The sequence below is a fragment of the Streptomyces sp. ID05-26A genome, assembly GCF_033794685.1.
Taxonomy (GTDB): domain Bacteria; phylum Actinomycetota; class Actinomycetes; order Mycobacteriales; family Pseudonocardiaceae; genus Lentzea.
Genome location: NZ_JARAYZ010000002.1, coordinates 509,413 through 525,324, shown reverse-complemented (window position 1 = coordinate 525,324; position 15,912 = coordinate 509,413). Strand labels below are relative to the sequence as shown.

Genomic DNA, 15,912 nt, shown 5'->3' with positions numbered 1-15,912 from the left:
TGGCCGACGATTTCTTCGTTCACGATGTATATTCCAGGCGAAACCTCGATTAACATTCTTTATGCTTTCTTCTTCGCGATGAACGTATAGTCGCCTCCATGGCAGCACCGGTGCCGAGACGACTTCTCGTCGCATTCATCGTGGTTTTCACCGCATTTTCCCAGGCAGGGTGCACGGACCCGTTCGTACCACCTCCCCTGCCGTCGCCGAGTTCCGTCACACCACCGACGAGCTCGGGTCCGGCGTGCGCCGCTCCCCCACCCTCCGGCGATTCGAGTCCGGCTCGGATCGCCGGCGAGTGGGTCTGCACGGGATCGACCACCGAGATGCGCTACCGCTTCTCGGCCGACGGCCGGTACGCGTCGCGGGAAGCACTGGAATACAACGTTCCGTCCGGCCGCTTCGTCTTTCACCGCAACCAGGAAGGCACTTACTCGGCAACCGGTGACCGGCTCGAACTGACGCCGGCGAAGTCGACCAGGACCCGGAAGACGCCGGAGGACCCGGGCGGCGACTACACAGACGTCCCCGAACCGCTGGAGCCCAGGGTCTTCACCTTCCGCGCCGACGCGGACTCGCTGCACCTGCACGAGTCCGGCGGTTACGCCCTCGTGCTGTTGCGGGCGTCGTGAGGGCACGGGTCGTCGTCCAGGTCGTCGCGGTCCTGGCCGGCGCCGCGTTCACGTTCCTCGCCGGCTGGAAGTACAGCGACGCGTCCAGCGCCTGGCAGCTGGCGATCCGGGTCGAGGTCGAGAAGGCCGGTGTCCACCAGGACGAGGTCCGGCGGGTGTACGCGAACGAGGGTCCGCTCGCGTTCCGCGTCGCCGTGCTCGAGATCCGGGCCGACGCGCTGGCACCGCTGGGCGACAAGGCCCGCACGGAACGCACGATCGCCGAGAACGCCGCGTTCGCGTTCCGGCAGGCCTCCGGCCCCACGACACTGCTCGGCCAGGAGCGCTACACCCTTCCCGGCGGCGGTTCGGACCTCGTGCACCGGCTCGCCGACGCCGGGCGCGAACGCGCGAAACCCCTGCCCGACCCCGAAGTTCCCGACCGGGAGGGAGACGGTGCCGCCCGGCTCGCGTGGTGGATCTCCGTGATCACCGTACTCGTCACCGGCCTGGCCGTCTTCTGGGCCTCCGTGCGAGGCCGGGAACCTCCGCTCCAGCTCCTTCCCCAGCCCGGCTCGGCGCCCAGGCCGGAACGGCGGCTCACGTTCCTGCTGCTCGCCATCTGGACCGCCGGCGTGCTCTTCCCGTTGACCCAGCTGTACTTCAGCTCGCAGGAGCAGCGCTACCAGGCGGATTCCGCGCGGCACGCCGTGCAGGCCCGCAGCGCCGAGAGCATCAGCTCGACGCGCACCGAGTTCGGCGTCACCGCGCTCCAGATCGCCGGGGAGGGAGGCGTCGCCGCGACCGCCAGGGAGATCGGCGCGGTCTACTCGGACGCGCAGACCGCTGCCACGGCGGGCGAACTGACCCGTGCCGAGGAACGTGCCGCGATCCGGAGCGAGGCGGTGGCCGGGGCGATGGCGCGGCCTCCGGAGCAGCGGGACGGGGTCGAGCCCGGACTGGCCGGCGCACTCACCTCCGAACCGCACGACTGGGCGGTGATGAAGGCGCTGTCGGACTGGGAGGCGAACAACGGGGACACGTTCGGCACCCTGTCCAACACCATGCTCGGCCTGATCGGTCTCGTGGTGCTGGCCGAGGCGCGGTTCGAGGTGGTCGCCGAGCGGCGCAGGCAGGCCCAGGCCGCGCCGCCGGCGGATCCCCTCGGTCGCGGCCGGCGCTGGGACCGCCGCACGGCCGGTCTGCTCTGCCTCCTGCTGGTCGTCGCGGCCGGGGTGTGGCTGACCCAGCGGACTACCGACCGGGAGTGGCGGGCAACGCCAGCGCGAGCGCCAGGTCGCCGTCCAGGAACATGAGCCCGCGCTCCTGGAACTGCCGGAACGCGTCCCGCACCGGCAGGTCGAGCCCCAGTTCCGCGTGGACGGCCGCCGCGGTGCGCGGCCGGTCGGAGCAGGCCAGGTAGATCGCCGCGAGCGTGTCGTGAAAGGCGTACGTGCCGTCTCGTCCCTGGTGCCGTGTGTCGTCGATCCGCAGATAGCCCCCCTCCGACCGGTAGACAAGCCTGGGGCGGGTGTCCGACCACGCCTGGGACCAGGCCGTCACCGATTCCTTCAACGCCGTGTACGCGCTCGCGGGCAACGCCCCGGCCGGTTCGTACTCGAAGAAGTACGCGATCCGGTCCACGTCGACGGAGTCCGGGTAGACGAACCGGTAGCTCGCCTCCGGCCTGGGCCGCGGCAGGCCGAAGCTGTCCGGCCGGGTGTGCATCGGGCTGAAGCGTTCGAGCCAGAGCCGGTCGGCACTCGCGGGCGGTTGCAGGTGCACGAGGTGGCGAACGACCTTCGCCTGCTCCGCGTAGTCCTCCGCGGTCTCACCGGGGAAACCCCACAGGATGTTCCACGCCACGCCGATCCCGTAGTACCCGGCCCAGCGCAACAGGTTGACGTTCTGCGCGGCGCGGACCCCCTTGTTCATCAGCCGCAGCACGGCGGAGCTGAGCGACTCCAGGCCGGGCTGCAGCCGCGTCACGCCCCCGAGCGCGAGGACTTTCAGCTGCGCCCTGGTGAGGTTCGCCTTGACCTCGTAGAAGATCTCGTAGTCCTCGCCGCGTGGTGCAGTGGTGCTTGGCTCCCCACCAGCAGCCCCGAGCCGACTCGAAGGGAATCGACACGTCGTGGACGGGCAGCCCCAGCGCCGCCATCCGGTCGGTCGTCGTGATCCCGTCCGTGACGCCGGTGCCCGTGACGCCGCACTGGGACCACGACGAACGGCTGTCCCGGGTGGACCTGATGGGCGTCGGCACCCGGTTCCGGGCGGCGGCGGTGGCGACGACCTCGCCGGCGTTGCGCGACGTGCTGCTGGACGCCGCCGAGCGGCTGTTCGTCACCGCCGGGGAGAGACTCTGAGCCCTACCGCAGAGCTTCCCGCGCCCACTCGGCGAATCCGGTGAGCGGCAGCCCCAGTTCCCTCGCGTACTCCGGCCGCCCGGCCATTCCGGTCTCGTTCAGCCGGTCGTGCCCGGAGGCCATCTCGGGCAGGCCGGCGGCACGGGCTTCGTCCAGCGTCATGTCCGGTGCGGTCAGGCCGGCGCCGAGCACGCGGGAGAGCACCGCAGCGATCTCGGCCATCGACAGGTGGTCGCTCGCGAGTTCCAGCTCCACGCGGTGGAACCGTCCGGGGTCCGCGACGGCGGCGGCGACCGCCGTGCCGATGTCGCGGACGGCGACCAGTGCAAGGCGTGTCGTCGGCTTCAGCAGGCTGACCAGGCCTCCCTCGACCCCGCGCGGGAACAGGAAGGCGGACGAGGGCAGGAAGTTCTCCATGAAGAAGCCCGGCTTCAGCAACGTCCACCGCTCGAAACCGGCGGTGCGGAGGTGGTCCTGGATGGCCGCCTTGGCGTTCATGGACGCCGCTCGCACCGGGTAGAGCTCGTCCACGGTGTGCTGTCCCGCGCCGTCGACGGTCGTCTGGACGAACTGCGGCACGCCCGACTCCCGTGCGGCCTCGATCAGGTTCGTCGCCTGGGCGACCTCGCCCTCGAAGTCGAAACCGTCCGCGGTGAACGCGGGCATCTGCACGGAGAACACGGCCCCGGCGCCCTTGGTGGCGGCCACCAGCGAGGCGCGGTCGTGCAGGTCGCCGACGACGAGTTCCACACCCAGGGACTTCGCACGGCCGGACTCGGGATCGCGGACCAACGCGCGCACGGGGACGCCTGCCGCCGTCAGCGCTTCAACAGCGGCGCCTCCCTGCTTGCCGGTGGCTCCGGTGACCAGAACTGGCGCTGACATGGCTCTCCTCGGTGACTCGGCACTAAATGGCGGGGCCCGCCACTTAGGTGTTCGCTACGACATGGCGGGCCCCGCCGTTTATCAACCCCGAGGTGTGCCATGACCGATCGCCAGCGCGCCGATGCCCGGCGCAACCACGGCCGGATCCTCGCCGTGGCCGAGCAGGAGGTCGCCGTGCACGGGGCCGGGGCGTCGCTCGAGCAGATCGCGCGGGTCGCCGGGGTCGGGTCGGCGACGGTGCGACGGCACTTCCCCACCCGTCAGGCGTTGCTGGAAGCCGTGCTGTGGCACCGGATCGAGGTGTTGTGCGAGCGCGCCCGGGAACTGACCGGGGCGCAGGACGGCCGGGAGGCGTTGCTCACGTGGCTCGGCGAGGTCGTCACGTACTGCGTCGCGGCGAAGGGACTCGCGACCGCGCTGGCGTTCGAGGGGGACCCGGTGCACGGGAACTCGTGCGCGACCGCGATCGAGGAGGCGGCCGAGCCGTTGCTGCGCCGGGCGGTGGCGGACGGCGCGGTCGCGGCGGACGTCACGGTCGTCGAACTGGTGACGTTGATCGTCGGCATCGTGACGGTGACGGAGCACCACCGAGATCCAGCGGGGTCGGCCGGGCGGTTGTTCGCGCTCGCGGTGGCCGGGATCAGTCCCGTTCGCTGATCAGGCCGCCTCGAACGCGCGGATCACGAGCGTGGCGAAGCGCCGGGACGCGGCGGCGCGGGTCGCCGTCGAGGTGGCGTGGATGCCGTTGTTGGCCATGAGCACGAGGATCAGGTCGTCCAGCACGAAGTCCGCGCGCAACCGGCCCGACCGCTTGGCCCTGCGCGCCAGCTTCGCGACGGACCGGAGTGTGCGTTCCCGTCGTGCCGCGAAATCACCGGCGTGCGGAAAGCTCGCGGTGAACGCGGCGGTGAAGCCGCGATCGCGGGCGTGCAGCTCGCAGATCCGCTCGATCACCGCGCAGAAGCCCTGCCACGGATCGGGATCCGCGAGTCCTTCCGCCACGATCGTCTCGCATGCCCGCATCCGGTCGGCGAACGCCTCGGCCGCCAGGACCTCCTTGGTCGGGAAGTGCCGGTACAACGTGGCGGGACCGACGCCGGCCCGGCGGGCCACCTCGCGCATCGGCGCGGACAGGCCCTCCGCGGCGAACACCTCCCGTGCCACGTCCAGGATGTGTTCACGGTTGTACCGGGCGTCGGAACGCACTGTCCGAGACGAACGATCGGCCACGCTCTCACTTTAGCGAAACGGACGGGGGCGTCCGTCTAGCTTCCGTGTCATGAGAGCCGTTGTGGTGCGGAAGTTCGGTGGGCCCGAGGGGATGGCGGTCGTCGATGTCGCGGACCCGGTGCCGTCCAGGGGGCAGGTGCTGATCGCCGTCGAGGCGATCGGGGTCGGCGGTGCCGACGTCGTGATCCGCCGTGGCGACCTCGCCTCCTACGGCTTCCGGGAGGGGTTCGTTCCCGGTGGCGAGGTCGCGGGCACCGTGGTGGACGCGGGCGACGACGTGGACGGGGCCTGGGTCGGCCGGCGGGTGTGGGCGTCCACCGGCACCGGTGGCGGGTACGCGGAACAGGCGGTCGCCCCGGCCGGTGAGCTCGTCGAACTTCCCGGGGACCTCTCGGCCGTCGACGCGGTGACGCTCGGGAGCGCCGGGGTGGTGGCGCACTTCGGACTCGCCCACGCCCGCTTCTCCCCCGGCGAGTCCGTGCTCGTGCGGGGCGCGGCGGGCAGTCTCGGGATCACGACGGTCCAGCTCGCGGCACTGGGCGGCGCCCGTGCGGTCGCGGTCACCACCTCGTCGCCCGAGCGTGGTGCCCGGCTCCGCGAACTCGGCGCGACCCACGTGCTGGACCGGTCCGGCGCGGGCGAGCACCCGCCCGCCGGATTCGACGTGATCATCGACGTCGTGGCCGGTCCGGACCTGCCGTCGTTCCTCGATCGGCTCCACCCCAACGGGCGCGTCGTCGTGGTCGGAGCGGTCGGCGGGATGCCACCGGAGTTCGGTGCCCGGATGATGGCCGCGTTCCAGAAGTCGTTGTCGTTCGCGACTTTCAGCGCTGCCACGGTGTCCGAATCGGACAGACGGGTGGTGCGTGCGAAGCAGTTCGCCGCCGCGGCCGGCGGAGAGTTGCGCACCGTGGTGCACGAACAGCTGCCGTTGGAAGACGCGGCGCTCGCCCACCGCAGAATGGACGCGGGTGAAGTGTTCGGCCGCATCGTCCTGCTCCCTCGGCGAACTGCGCTGCGAGGCACCGGAACCGTTGGCAGAATGCGGTGATGCGGATCAAATTCGAGGTCATCGTCTTCGACGCGGCCGACCTGGCGCGGGAGAGCGGGTTCTGGGCAGGAGTGCTGGGCGGCAAGGTGGACGAGGACGACGACTGGCACACGGTGGTCGTCGACGGCACGCCGCGGATCGGCGTGCAGCTCGCTCCCGACCACACCCCGCCGCAGTGGCCGGACGGTCCGACGAAGCAGCAGATCCACCTCGACCTGTGGGTCGAGGACTTCGCCGAGGCGCACGAGCAGGTCATGGCTCTCGGTGCCACGGTGCTGGAACCGGCCAGGGGCAGGACCTCGGGCGACGACTTCCAGGTGTACGCCGATCCGGCCGGGCACCCCTTCTGCCTGTGCTGGCTGGTCGCCGAGCAGCGCAAGTGACCTGTCGGCCGCACTTCGTTGCGGCATAAGGCGCAACTTTCCACGCGAGGCATCCTCAGCGCCGCCCGGCGCGTCTCCAGGCAACGAGGGGCCGTGCTTCGAGCGGCCCACGGAAACTGGGGTTCTCATTTGCGTGCTTTGACCATCGGTGCCGCGGTCGTGCTGACCGCGGCACTGGCGCCCGGTGCTGCCCACGCGGCACCTCCGTCCAACGACGACTTCGCCGGCGCCACAGCGATCACCTCGCTCCCCTTCTCGTCCACAGTGGACACCAGTGAGGCCACGGCGGGCTCCGACGACCCGTCGCACTGCGGGTGGAGCACGAGCAGCGTCTGGTTCCGCTACACCGCGCCCGCCGACGGTGTCGTCCGGATGACGACCGACCGGCCGGACGAGCAGAAGCCCGCGATCTCCGCCTACACCGGCGAACGCGGCGCGCTGACCTGGACACCGGGAGCCTGCCAGTACCCGCACGGCGGTGGCTCGAACACCTTCGAGGTCACCGCCGGCACCACCTACCACTTCCTCGCGCAGGACACCCGGTTCGCCGGGCCAGTCACGTTCGGGCTCGAGCCGGTGCCGCGTCCGGCCAACGACGACCTCGCGTCGGCCGTGGACGTGCGGCTGGACACCGACACCGCCGGGGACACCGGTCCCGCCTCGCTGGAGGCGACCGAGCCGAGGCCCAGCTGCGACCGTTCGTCCACGCGGTCCTTGTGGTACCGCTACACGGCCGACCGGGCACTGTTCGTCTCGGCCAAGGTCACCCAGGACCTGAACGGGCCGGCCGTCGCCGTGTTCCGCGGCAGCGCGCTGACCGAGGTCGACTGCCGGCAGAGCGCCCACGACCCGGCGATCTTCGCCGCCACCCCCGGTGAGACCTACTACGTCCGGGTCTCGGACGGCATCTACGGCGCGGGACCGCTGTCGTTGCGGCTCTCCGAGGCGCCGAAGATCCAGCCCACCGCGTGGTGGGTGTCGCCGCAGCACCCCGGCGTCTTCGACGAGGTCCGGTTCGGCATCGACCCGGGCGACCCGGCGGGGCGCTGGCTAGCGGGCGGTGAGGTCCGGTTCGGCGACGGCTCGACCGCCACGATCCCGGCAGTGCCCGGCACGGCGGAGGTGCGGCACCGGTACGCCACCGACGGCGACTACGAGGTGACGATCTCCGGTTACACCGCGGACGGCCGTTCCGGCTCCACCACCCAGACCCTGAAGGTGGAGACGCACGACGTGACGGTGTCGAACGTCGCCGCGCCCGCGTCCGCGACGGTCGGCGAGACCGGGCGCGTCGAGGTGTCGGTCACCAGCACCCGCTACGCGGAGGGCATCGTCGTCGACCTGCTTCGCCGCAGGTGGGACGGCTACCACGACGTGGTCGGCACGGTGCGCGGGCAGGTGGCGAAGGACGGCACGGTGGTCGTGCCGTTCGACTACACCTACTCCGCGGACGACCTGGCGCTGGGCAAGGCGACGCTGAAGGCGCGTGTCCGTCTCGACGGCCGTGAGGACAACAACCCCGGCGACAACGAGCGCGTGGTCGAGACGACCGTCGTGGCGGCCAGGTAGCCGGGGCGGGCAACGAAGGCGTGGCTGCGACCACCGTCGTGGCCGCCAGGTAGCCGGGGCGGACAACGAAGGCGTGGCTGCGACCACCGTCGTGGCCGCCAGGTAGCCGGGGCGGACAACGAAGGCGAAGCTGCGACGACTGTCGTAGCCACGAGGCGAGAACCGGGGCCGGGCAACGAGAACGTTGCCCGGCCCCGCACGTCAGAAGCCGCAACCCTCCGGCGACCAGTCGCGGTCGTCCGAGTTCCCGCCGCCGGCCCGCACGACCCGCACCTCGACGCACAGCGTGCCCGACGCGGGCAGCTCGACCGCCGGCTCGGTGACGCTGCCGGTCTTCAGCTCGTCGTTGGTGCGCCAGACGAACGTGTCACCGGACTGCGGTGACGGGTAGGTCCACGCGAAGCGGAGCGTCTGCGGGTTCACGCGGGTCGCGGTCACCACGGCCTTGCCGACGGCTCCGCTCCCGGCGGCGCTGTCCGGCTGGGCGCCGACCGGCACCTGCAGAGAACCCTTGTCCTGCATGAGAAGCGCGCTGGTCACACCGACGACGGCGACGGCACCGGCCACTCCGGCGTACACCGGCCACCGGGCCTTCCTGCGCGCGGGCACGTCCGCCGGGACGACGACCGCCGCCAGCGTGGTGGTCGGAGCGGACTCCTCGTGGATCCTCTGCAACCGCTCGGCGAACTCGCCTGCCGACGCCGGTCGCACCGCCGAATCGGCGGACATCGCCTGGCGCAGCAGGTCTTCCAGCGGTTGCGGTGCCCGGCCGGACGGTCGCGTGGCGCCGAGCAGGATCCGTTGTGTGATCGCCGCACGGGAGTTGTCGCCGCGTGGCACCACGAACGGCGAGTGGCCCGCGAGCAGGTGCCACAACGTCGCGGCGAGCGAGAAGACGTCCGCGCGGACCGAGTGGGCGCCGCTGCTGATCACCTCGGGCGCCGACCACAGCAGGTGGTCACCACCGGTCGTGCCGAAGTCGGTCAGGTACACCTGTCCGCGGTCGCCCCGCAGCACGTTGGCGGGCTTCACGTCGCGGTGCACGACACCGGCCTGGTGCGCCGCGTGCAACGCTCCGGCGACCTCGATCCCGATCTCCAGCACCCGCGCGAAGGACAACGGCGCCGCCGCGGCCAGGTCTCCGTCCGGGAAGTACCTCATCACCAGGTACGGCAGGCCCGCACGGGTCCGTCCGGCGCGGTCGGCGCTCGCGATCCCGGGATGCCGCAGACCGGCCACCGTCCTGATCTCGGCCACCCGCGGAGGGTCGACGAGCAGCTTCACCGCGACCTCGCCGTCCGCGGCGCGGTACAGGTGGACGTTCTTGCCGAGCGGTCGGACGTACCGGAAGCCGGGGATCTCCGGTAACTCCTCTGTCATTCGCCACCTCGTCGCCGGCGGCGCCGGTCGGGAGGCCCCGCCCACCCGACCGCGCCGGACACTCTGCCGGGGTTGGAATATTCCACCCCTGGCCCGACTGTCAACCGTCAAACCACCAGTTGAGACGCGACGGGCCGCTGACCAGGCTCCAGTCCGGGGAGTGACGAGGAGGTGAAGATTCGTGACATCAGCGGGAAAGCACGGCGACGGCGGCCGGCACGAGCGTCCGGCCGCCGTCGCGGATCCCGCGATGTCAGCTCAGTGCCGGCCCCAGTTCGGCACGTCGTAGCCGTTCATCGTGACCTCGAACTGGTCGTACTTCGCCATGAGGGTCAGCAGTTCGTCCTCGCTCGGCTGGTTGCCGTCCGCGTACATCTCGGCGAGGCCACGGAAGTACTCCTCGCGGTTGAGCGCGGGCGTGAAGATGATCAGCATCGTCGCCTGGTCCTTGTACGGGTTGTGGAACCCGTGCGAGACCCCCATGGGGACGTTGACGTACGTGCCGGGCGGTGCGGCGAACGACTTGCCGTCGAGGTGGAGCTCCACCATGCCGTGCAGGACGTAGAACGCTTCCAGCTGCTCGTTGTGGACGTGCGGCGAGGCGCCGGGCGCGCCGGGGGCCATGCGGTGCTCGTACAGGCCGAGCTTGCCGTCGGTCTCGCTCCCCCTGGCCTTGAACGTGGTGTGCGTCGTGGTGCCGATCTGCACCGACTCGCCCTCGCCGGGAAGCAGGATGTTGGACACTTGCGTCATCTCTGTTCACTCCTCATTGCTGGCGATGTCGTCCTGGTTGAACCACGAGAGGTAGCGCTCACCCGTGTCCGGGAACACGGTGATCAGGTTCTTGCCCGCGTACTCCGGCCGTCCGGCGAGCACGCGGCAGGCGTGGGCGGCCGCGCCGGAGGAGACGCCGACCAGCAGTCCCGCCGTCCTGGCGAGTTCGCGTGCCGTGGCGTAAGCGTCCTCATTGGACACCGTGAGGACCTCGTCGATGAGGTCGACGTCGGTCGTCGCCGCGACGAAACCGCCGTTGAGACCGGGAATGCGGTGCAGGCCGCCCCATCCCTGGCTCAGCACCGGTGATCCCTCCGGCTCCACCGCGACCACGCGGATCGCGGGGTTGCGTTCCTTCAGGTACTTCGCGGTGCCGCTGAGCGTGCCGCCGGTGCCCACACCGCAGACGAACACGTCGATCTCGCCGTCGGTGTCGTTCCAGATCTCCGGGCCGGTGGTGGCGTGGTGCGCGGCCACGTTGTCGGAGTTCTCGTGCTGGCAGGCGAACCACGACCCCGGCCGTTCGCGGTAGATCTCCTCGGCCTTGGCGATCGCCGCGACGTAGCCCTCCTGGTACGGCGTCAGCACGATCTCGGCGCCGAACGCGCGCAGCAGCTGGAGCCGTTCGCTGGTCGCGCTGTCCGGCAGCACGATCACGCACTTGTACCCGCGGGCGGCCGCGATCGCCGCCATGGAGATGCCGGTGTTGCCCGACGTCGCCTCGACGATCGTGCCCGAACCCCTGGTGAGCTGCCCGCGCTCCTCCGCTCCGTTGATCATGTAGAGCGCGGCGCGGTCCTTCACGCTGGACAGCGGGTTCGCCATCTCGAGCTTGGCGTAGAGGTTCGCCGTGGTGACGCCGAGGTCGAGCTTCACGGTGGGCGTGCCGCCGATCAGGTCGACTAGCGAGTCGGCGGGCGGCCGTTTGGTGAGGGGCTGACTGAGTCGGGTGTTCACGAGCACTCCGATCGGTTAGGTCCTGTGTCGAAGTCCGGTTCGATGAGAGTTGCGCTTGAGGCCCGGCTGTCGCGGATCGGACTTCGGCACAGGACCCCGACGTCACCAGCTGGGGAAGACGGCCGCTCCCTTGTGCTTCTGCCCCGCGACCACGACGGACTGACGAGGCCTGGCCGCCTTCGCGACGCTGCGGCTCGACCTCAGGTTCGGGATGGAGAACGGCGCCAGCACGCGGGAGTCCGCCGGCACGTCCCGGATGACGAGCGCCTGGGCACCCACCACCGAGTCGTGGCCGATGGTGACCGGGCCGAGGATCGTCGCGTTGGCCCCGACGACGACCCGGTCGCCGAGCTTCGGGTGCCGCCGCGAGCCCTCCGGCCGCTGGTTGTCGTGCCACCAGCCGACCGCGCCGAGCGTCACCTGGTGGAAGATCGTGACGTCGTCGCCGATGACGACCGTCTCGCCGATCACCACGCCCGCGCCGTGGTCGATGAAGAAACCGCGGCCGATCGTCGCGCCGGGGTGGATTTCAATGCCCCCGGTCAGCAGTCTGGCGACGACCATGACCAGCCGGGCGCTGCGCCGATGTCCCCGCAGGTGCAACTCGTGCGACACGCGGTGGCCCCAGAGCGCGATGACCGTCGGGTGCAGCAACGCCTCGCTGCGCGACAGGATCGACGGGTCGCGGTCCATGACCATGTCGAGGTCGGCGGTGATCACGCGGAGCAGCGCCCCGGGGTTCACCGGACCGCTCCCGCGGTGTCCTTCTCCTTGCGCAGCTGCCCCACCCGGTTCTCCGCGTAGGCCACGCCGACGAGCACCACCAGGCCACCGGCCAGGAGGTTCCACGTCACGTGCTCACCGAGGAACAACACGCTGACGAGCACCGCGAACACCGGCACCACGTAGTTGACCGCGGAGGCCGTGGTCGCGCCGACGTCACCGATGAGGCGGAAGTAGAGCACGTACGCCAGGCCGGTGCTGAGCAGGCCGAGCAGCACGATGCTGAGCGTCACGGGCCCGGTGAAGTCCGGCGTGCGCCAGGCGAGGAACGGCGTCACGAGCGCCTGCAGCACCGCCGCCGACACGAGCTGCGACGCGGCCAGCGCCAGCGGCGCCAAACCCAGTGGCGACAGGTACTTCCGCACGTACACGAAGCCGATCGCGTAGCTGACGGCCGCGCCGAAGCACGCCATCCGCCCGCTGAGCGAGCCGAGCGACTCGTGCCACGGCCCGATCAGCAACACCACGCCGACGAAGCCCAGTGCCAGGCCGATCGCCTTGCGGGACGTCGCCCGCTCGGTCGGCAACGCGGCCGTGGCGAGCGCCAGCGTCAGCAGCGGGGTGGCGCCGATCAGGACGCCCGCGATGCCCGCGCCGGTGGTCTTCTCGCCGTAGGACAGCAGGAGGAACGGGATCACGTTGCCGAACAGGCCGGCGGCCGCGATGTGGCCCCAGACCTGCACGGAGCGTGGCAGGGTGACCTTGCGGACGGCCGCGATCGAGAGCAGCACCGCCGCGCCGAGGACGAGTCTGCTGAGTACGAGTTGTCCCGGTGTCAGACCTTCGAGGGACACCTTGATGAAGGTGAAGCTGCTTCCCCACAGCAGCGCCAGCAGCAGGAAGCGCGCGACGGATGCCTTGTCCATTGCATCTCGATTCGGGTTATCTGTCAGTAGTCGTTTGGATACTTCAGCAGGGGTGGCTCGGGGCGTACTAGAGCGAGCCGCACGCGGACGACCACCCGCGCGTTTCGACTGGTGACAGTCAGGAGCCGGCAGGGCGAGGGGCGGAGGACCTACGAGCGCGACCGGGTGTTGAGGATCCGGGTCTGCTCGCGCAGCACCTCGATCGTCCTCGTCACCCAGTCACCGATCGCCGCCTGCTCGGCCGGCGAGTAACGCTCGGTCAACTCGGCCATCGCCTTGCCCAGTCCGGCGAAGGTGTCCCCGAACGCGCCGGGAGTCGCCGTGATCACGAGCCGGCGGCGGTCCTCCGGGTGCGGTTCGCGGCGTGCGAGCCCGGCCCGCGCGAGGCGGTCGACCACTCCCGTGACCGCGCCGGGCGTCAGGCCGATCTCCCTGGCCAGCTCCCCCGCCGACACCGACCCGGCGCCCATGATCACGGCCAGCGCGCGCTGGTCGACGGCCGTCACCCCGAGGCTCGCGCCCACAGCCTCGTGGAACGCCACCACGGCGGTGCTCAGCTCACGTCCGGCGTCTCGACCTTCCACGCGGCCACTTTACCTCAGCAGACATTTCAGTACACTGAACTAAATTGTTAAGTTGACTGAAGTATCGAGGGGGAACCGTGAGCGAGTTGAAGGTGGCACTCGAGGTGCCGAGATGGACGTGGCAGTGCTACCTCCACCACTTCTGGCTGGTGGCCGGACTGTCGTCGATCGCCTCGGTCCAGCGGCTGGTCACCGTGAACTGGACGGACGAGATCGACCCCGCGCTCGCCACGGCCTCCGAGGTCGTCGTGCTGGCGGTCCGGATCCTGCTCGTGGTGCTCGTGTGGCGGATCGCCACGGCCGGGCTGCGGCTGACCTGGAACGCCGGCCGCGAGTTCGCGCGCCGGCACTGGCCCAGCCTGGTGTGGCAGGTCGTCTTCCTCGGCGTGGCGTTCGCCGTCTTCGAGGTGCTGGCGGAGCACGTGGTCTCGGCGCTGCTGCCTCCTCAGGCCCGGCAGACCTACCTCGCGGTGCTCCTGTTCCTGAAGAACCCCACCGTCATCGCGCTCACGTTCCTCTGGTGGATCGGTGTCGTCCGGCAGGTCTTCCGGGCGGACGAGGTACCACCGGCGACCACCTCCCGCCTCCACCGAAGGTCGGAACCGGCGCCGCCGACGGCTCCGTAGGCTGCGGTCGTGCTCCATGATCCGCCCGTTCCGCGCCGGTGGCAGCGCTTCGGAACCGACGCCACGGCGACCGCCGGTGGTGCCCTCGTCTGGGGTGCGATGGCCTCCTGGCTGGTCACGACGTCGCACATGGCCCGGTACCCGGACGTCGTCGTCACGACGCTCGGGCTCGACGCGGTGATCGGGTTCGGCACGCTGGGCCCGCTGCCGTTGCGCCGCCGGTACCCGCTCGCGATCGCCTGCCTCACGGCCGCGCCGATCGCCGTCTCCGTGTCGAGCTTCGGCTCGGCGCTGATCACGATGGCGACGATGGCGAACTCCCGCCGTCGGTCGTGGATCGCGCTCACCGGTGCGGTGTGGTTGGTTTCGCTGTTCGTCGGCACCGTGGTCTACGCGCCGTACGCCGTCGGCCTCCGGGTCACGCCGTCCGTCGTCACGATCAACATGCTGCTCGGGTCGGCGCTCTTCGTCGCCGCCGTGGCCGCGGGGTGCTACATCGGGACGCGGCGCGACCTGGCGGAGGCGTTGCGCCAGCGGGCGTTGACCGCCGAACGGGAGCAGGTGCTGGCCGTGCGCGCCGTCCGCGACGCCGAACGCACCCGGATCGCCCGCGAGATGCACGACGTCCTGACGCACCGGATCTCGTTGGTGGCACTGCACGCCGGGGCCCTGACGTACCGCGACGACCTGACCCGGGAGCACGCGGCGGAGACGGCGTCGATCATCCACGGCAACGCCCGGCTGGCGCTGACGGAGTTGCGTGAGGTGCTCGGCGTGCTGCGTGACGACGGGGACGACCCGCTCGCCCCGTCGCTGGCGGAGCTGACCGCGCTGCTCTCCGACGTCCGCGAGGCCGGTGGCGTCGTCACCCTGGACACCTCCGGCCTGTCCGGATCACTCGCCTCGGTGCCGGAAGTGTTGTCGCGCACCGGTTTCCGGATCGTGCAGGAGTCGCTCACCAACGCCCGCAAGCACGCATCCGGTGCGGCGGTGGACGTCCGGGTCTCCGGAAGGGCGGGAACCGTGCTGGTGCTGGACGTGCGCAACCCGATCGGCAGCGTGCCCGAGACGCCGTCGCCACCCGGTGTCGGGCTGCTCGGCCTCACCGAACGCGCCGTCCTCGCGGGCGGCACGCTGACGTCCGGGGTCCGGGACCAGGCCTTCGAGGTGCGGGCGGAGCTGCCGTGGCCGGCGTGATCAGGGTCCTCGTGGTCGACGACGACGCCCAGGTGCGCGCCGGACTGCGCACGGTCCTCGGCGGCGCGAGCGACGTGCTCGTGGTCGGCGAGGCGGCCGACGGCCAGGAGGCCCTGGACCTGACGGCCCGCGACCTGCCCGACGTCGTGCTGATGGACGTCCGGATGCCGCGGATGGACGGCGTGCGGGCCACCATCCGGTTGCGCGAGAGGGGAACCCCGTCGCGCATCCTGATCCTGACCACCTTCGACACCGACGAGCTGGTGCTGGCCGCGCTACGAGCCGGTGCGAACGGATTCCTGTTGAAGGACACCGTGCCCGAGGACGTGGTGGCCGCCGTCCGCCGGGTCGCGGCGGGAGAACCGGCGCTGTCCCCGAGCGTCACGAACCGCGTCATCGCCGCGGCCATCCGCCCGAACACCCGGCAGCAGGCCGCCCGCGCCCTGCTCGCGAGCCTCACCGACCGGGAGCGCGCCGTCGCCCTGTCGATCAGCGACGGCCTGACGAACCAGGAGATCGCGCGCGCCCTGCACATGGGCGTGGCGACGGTGAAGACCCACGTGGGCAACGTGTTCGTGAAGTTCGGCGCGACCAACCGGGTGCAGGTCGCCCGCCGCGTGCACGACGCCGAACTGCTCTGAGCCGGGTCA

19 protein-coding genes are annotated in these 15,912 nt (G+C 70.9%); 10 read left to right on the top strand and 9 right to left on the bottom strand.

All coding sequences use genetic code 11. The features are described 5' to 3' along the window. Positions 1–326: 326 nt before the first annotated feature. The gene (locus tag PV646_RS18130) at positions 327–632 is read left to right on the top strand and encodes a hypothetical protein (protein ID WP_500343320.1); all 306 of its coding nucleotides are present in this window, start codon (positions 327–329) and stop codon (positions 630–632) included. Beyond that, on the top strand, positions 629–1,927 hold the full coding sequence (locus tag PV646_RS18125) for a hypothetical protein (RefSeq protein ID WP_500343319.1): 1,299 nt from the start codon (positions 629–631) through the stop codon (positions 1,925–1,927). Before PV646_RS18130 ends, PV646_RS18125 begins: the two co-directional genes overlap by 4 nt. Here the strand turns inward: PV646_RS18125 and PV646_RS18120 are convergent. Then, on the bottom strand, positions 1,866–2,663 hold the full coding sequence (locus PV646_RS18120; protein WP_500345029.1) for a radical SAM protein: 798 nt from the start codon (positions 2,661–2,663) through the stop codon (positions 1,866–1,868). The genes PV646_RS18125 and PV646_RS18120 overlap by 62 nt on opposite strands. 32 nt (positions 2,664–2,695) lie before the next feature. Here PV646_RS18120 and PV646_RS18115 point away from each other — a divergent pair, with 32 nt between their 5' ends. Further along, a complete protein-coding gene (locus PV646_RS18115) occupies positions 2,696–2,977 on the top strand; it encodes a hypothetical protein (RefSeq protein WP_500343317.1) in 282 nt (93 codons plus the stop codon). A gap of 3 nt (positions 2,978–2,980) precedes the next feature. Here the strand turns inward: PV646_RS18115 and PV646_RS18110 are convergent, their stop codons facing one another. Continuing rightward, on the bottom strand, positions 2,981–3,862 hold the full coding sequence (locus tag PV646_RS18110) for an NmrA/HSCARG family protein (RefSeq protein ID WP_500343315.1): 882 nt from the start codon (positions 3,860–3,862) through the stop codon (positions 2,981–2,983). 99 nt (positions 3,863–3,961) lie between these two features. On the opposite strand from PV646_RS18110, the gene PV646_RS18105 reads away from it, so the two are divergent. Further along, on the top strand, positions 3,962–4,519 hold the full coding sequence (locus PV646_RS18105; protein ID WP_500343314.1) for a TetR/AcrR family transcriptional regulator: 558 nt from the start codon (positions 3,962–3,964) through the stop codon (positions 4,517–4,519). On the opposite strand, the gene PV646_RS18100 is transcribed toward PV646_RS18105, so the two are convergent. Beyond that, the gene (locus PV646_RS18100; RefSeq protein WP_500343312.1) at positions 4,520–5,092 is read right to left on the bottom strand and encodes a TetR/AcrR family transcriptional regulator; all 573 of its coding nucleotides are present in this window, start codon (positions 5,090–5,092) and stop codon (positions 4,520–4,522) included. Between the two features lie 49 nt (positions 5,093–5,141). Here PV646_RS18100 and PV646_RS18095 point away from each other — a divergent pair, with 49 nt between their 5' ends. From PV646_RS18095 to PV646_RS18085, 3 genes are all read left to right on the top strand, one after another. After that, a complete protein-coding gene (locus PV646_RS18095; RefSeq protein ID WP_500343311.1) occupies positions 5,142–6,143 on the top strand; it encodes a zinc-binding dehydrogenase in 1,002 nt (333 codons plus the stop codon). After that, a complete protein-coding gene (locus PV646_RS18090; RefSeq protein ID WP_500343310.1) occupies positions 6,143–6,526 on the top strand; it encodes a VOC family protein in 384 nt (127 codons plus the stop codon). The genes PV646_RS18095 and PV646_RS18090 overlap by 1 nt, the downstream gene beginning before the upstream one ends. Before the next feature lie 129 nt (positions 6,527–6,655). Continuing rightward, on the top strand, positions 6,656–8,095 hold the full coding sequence (locus tag PV646_RS18085; protein ID WP_500343308.1) for a hypothetical protein: 1,440 nt from the start codon (positions 6,656–6,658) through the stop codon (positions 8,093–8,095). A 201-nt stretch (positions 8,096–8,296) separates the two neighbouring features. Here the strand turns inward: PV646_RS18085 and PV646_RS18080 are convergent, their stop codons facing one another. From PV646_RS18080 to PV646_RS18055, 6 genes are all read right to left on the bottom strand, one after another. After that, positions 8,297–9,475 carry a serine/threonine-protein kinase gene (locus tag PV646_RS18080; protein ID WP_500343306.1) on the bottom strand — a complete coding sequence of 393 codons (1,179 nt, stop codon included), beginning with the start codon at positions 9,473–9,475 and terminating at the stop codon, positions 8,297–8,299. Between the two features lie 258 nt (positions 9,476–9,733). Beyond that, entirely contained in the window at positions 9,734–10,228 is a 495-nt protein-coding gene (locus PV646_RS18075) for a cupin domain-containing protein (RefSeq protein ID WP_090004773.1), read from the bottom strand. A 6-nt stretch (positions 10,229–10,234) separates the two neighbouring features. Then, complete coding sequence (gene cysK, locus PV646_RS18070; RefSeq protein ID WP_500343304.1) at positions 10,235–11,206, bottom strand: cysteine synthase A; 972 nt, start codon at positions 11,204–11,206, stop codon at positions 10,235–10,237. 102 nt (positions 11,207–11,308) lie between these two features. Beyond that, the gene (gene epsC, locus PV646_RS18065; protein WP_500345028.1) at positions 11,309–11,905 is read right to left on the bottom strand and encodes a serine O-acetyltransferase EpsC; all 597 of its coding nucleotides are present in this window, start codon (positions 11,903–11,905) and stop codon (positions 11,309–11,311) included. Between the two features lie 41 nt (positions 11,906–11,946). Further along, positions 11,947–12,855, bottom strand: a complete 909-nt coding sequence (locus tag PV646_RS18060; RefSeq protein ID WP_500343302.1) for a DMT family transporter — start codon at positions 12,853–12,855, stop codon at positions 11,947–11,949. Between the two features lie 149 nt (positions 12,856–13,004). Then, a complete protein-coding gene (locus PV646_RS18055; RefSeq protein ID WP_500343299.1) occupies positions 13,005–13,439 on the bottom strand; it encodes a MarR family winged helix-turn-helix transcriptional regulator in 435 nt (144 codons plus the stop codon). Positions 13,440–13,516: 77 nt separating this feature from the next. On the opposite strand from PV646_RS18055, the gene PV646_RS18050 reads away from it, so the two are divergent. The 3 genes from PV646_RS18050 to PV646_RS18040 are packed head-to-tail and all read left to right on the top strand — an operon-like array spanning position 13,517 to position 15,903. Continuing rightward, positions 13,517–14,065, top strand: coding sequence for a hypothetical protein (locus PV646_RS18050; protein WP_500343296.1), 549 nt, complete (start codon positions 13,517–13,519; stop codon positions 14,063–14,065). Positions 14,066–14,074: 9 nt separating this feature from the next. Next, complete coding sequence (locus tag PV646_RS18045) at positions 14,075–15,262, top strand: histidine kinase (protein ID WP_500343293.1); 1,188 nt, start codon at positions 14,075–14,077, stop codon at positions 15,260–15,262. Beyond that, positions 15,259–15,903 (top strand): response regulator, encoded by a 645-nt coding sequence (locus PV646_RS18040; RefSeq protein WP_500343291.1) that lies wholly within the window; start codon positions 15,259–15,261, stop codon positions 15,901–15,903. Before PV646_RS18045 ends, PV646_RS18040 begins: the two co-directional genes overlap by 4 nt. Positions 15,904–15,912: the final 9 nt, after the last annotated feature.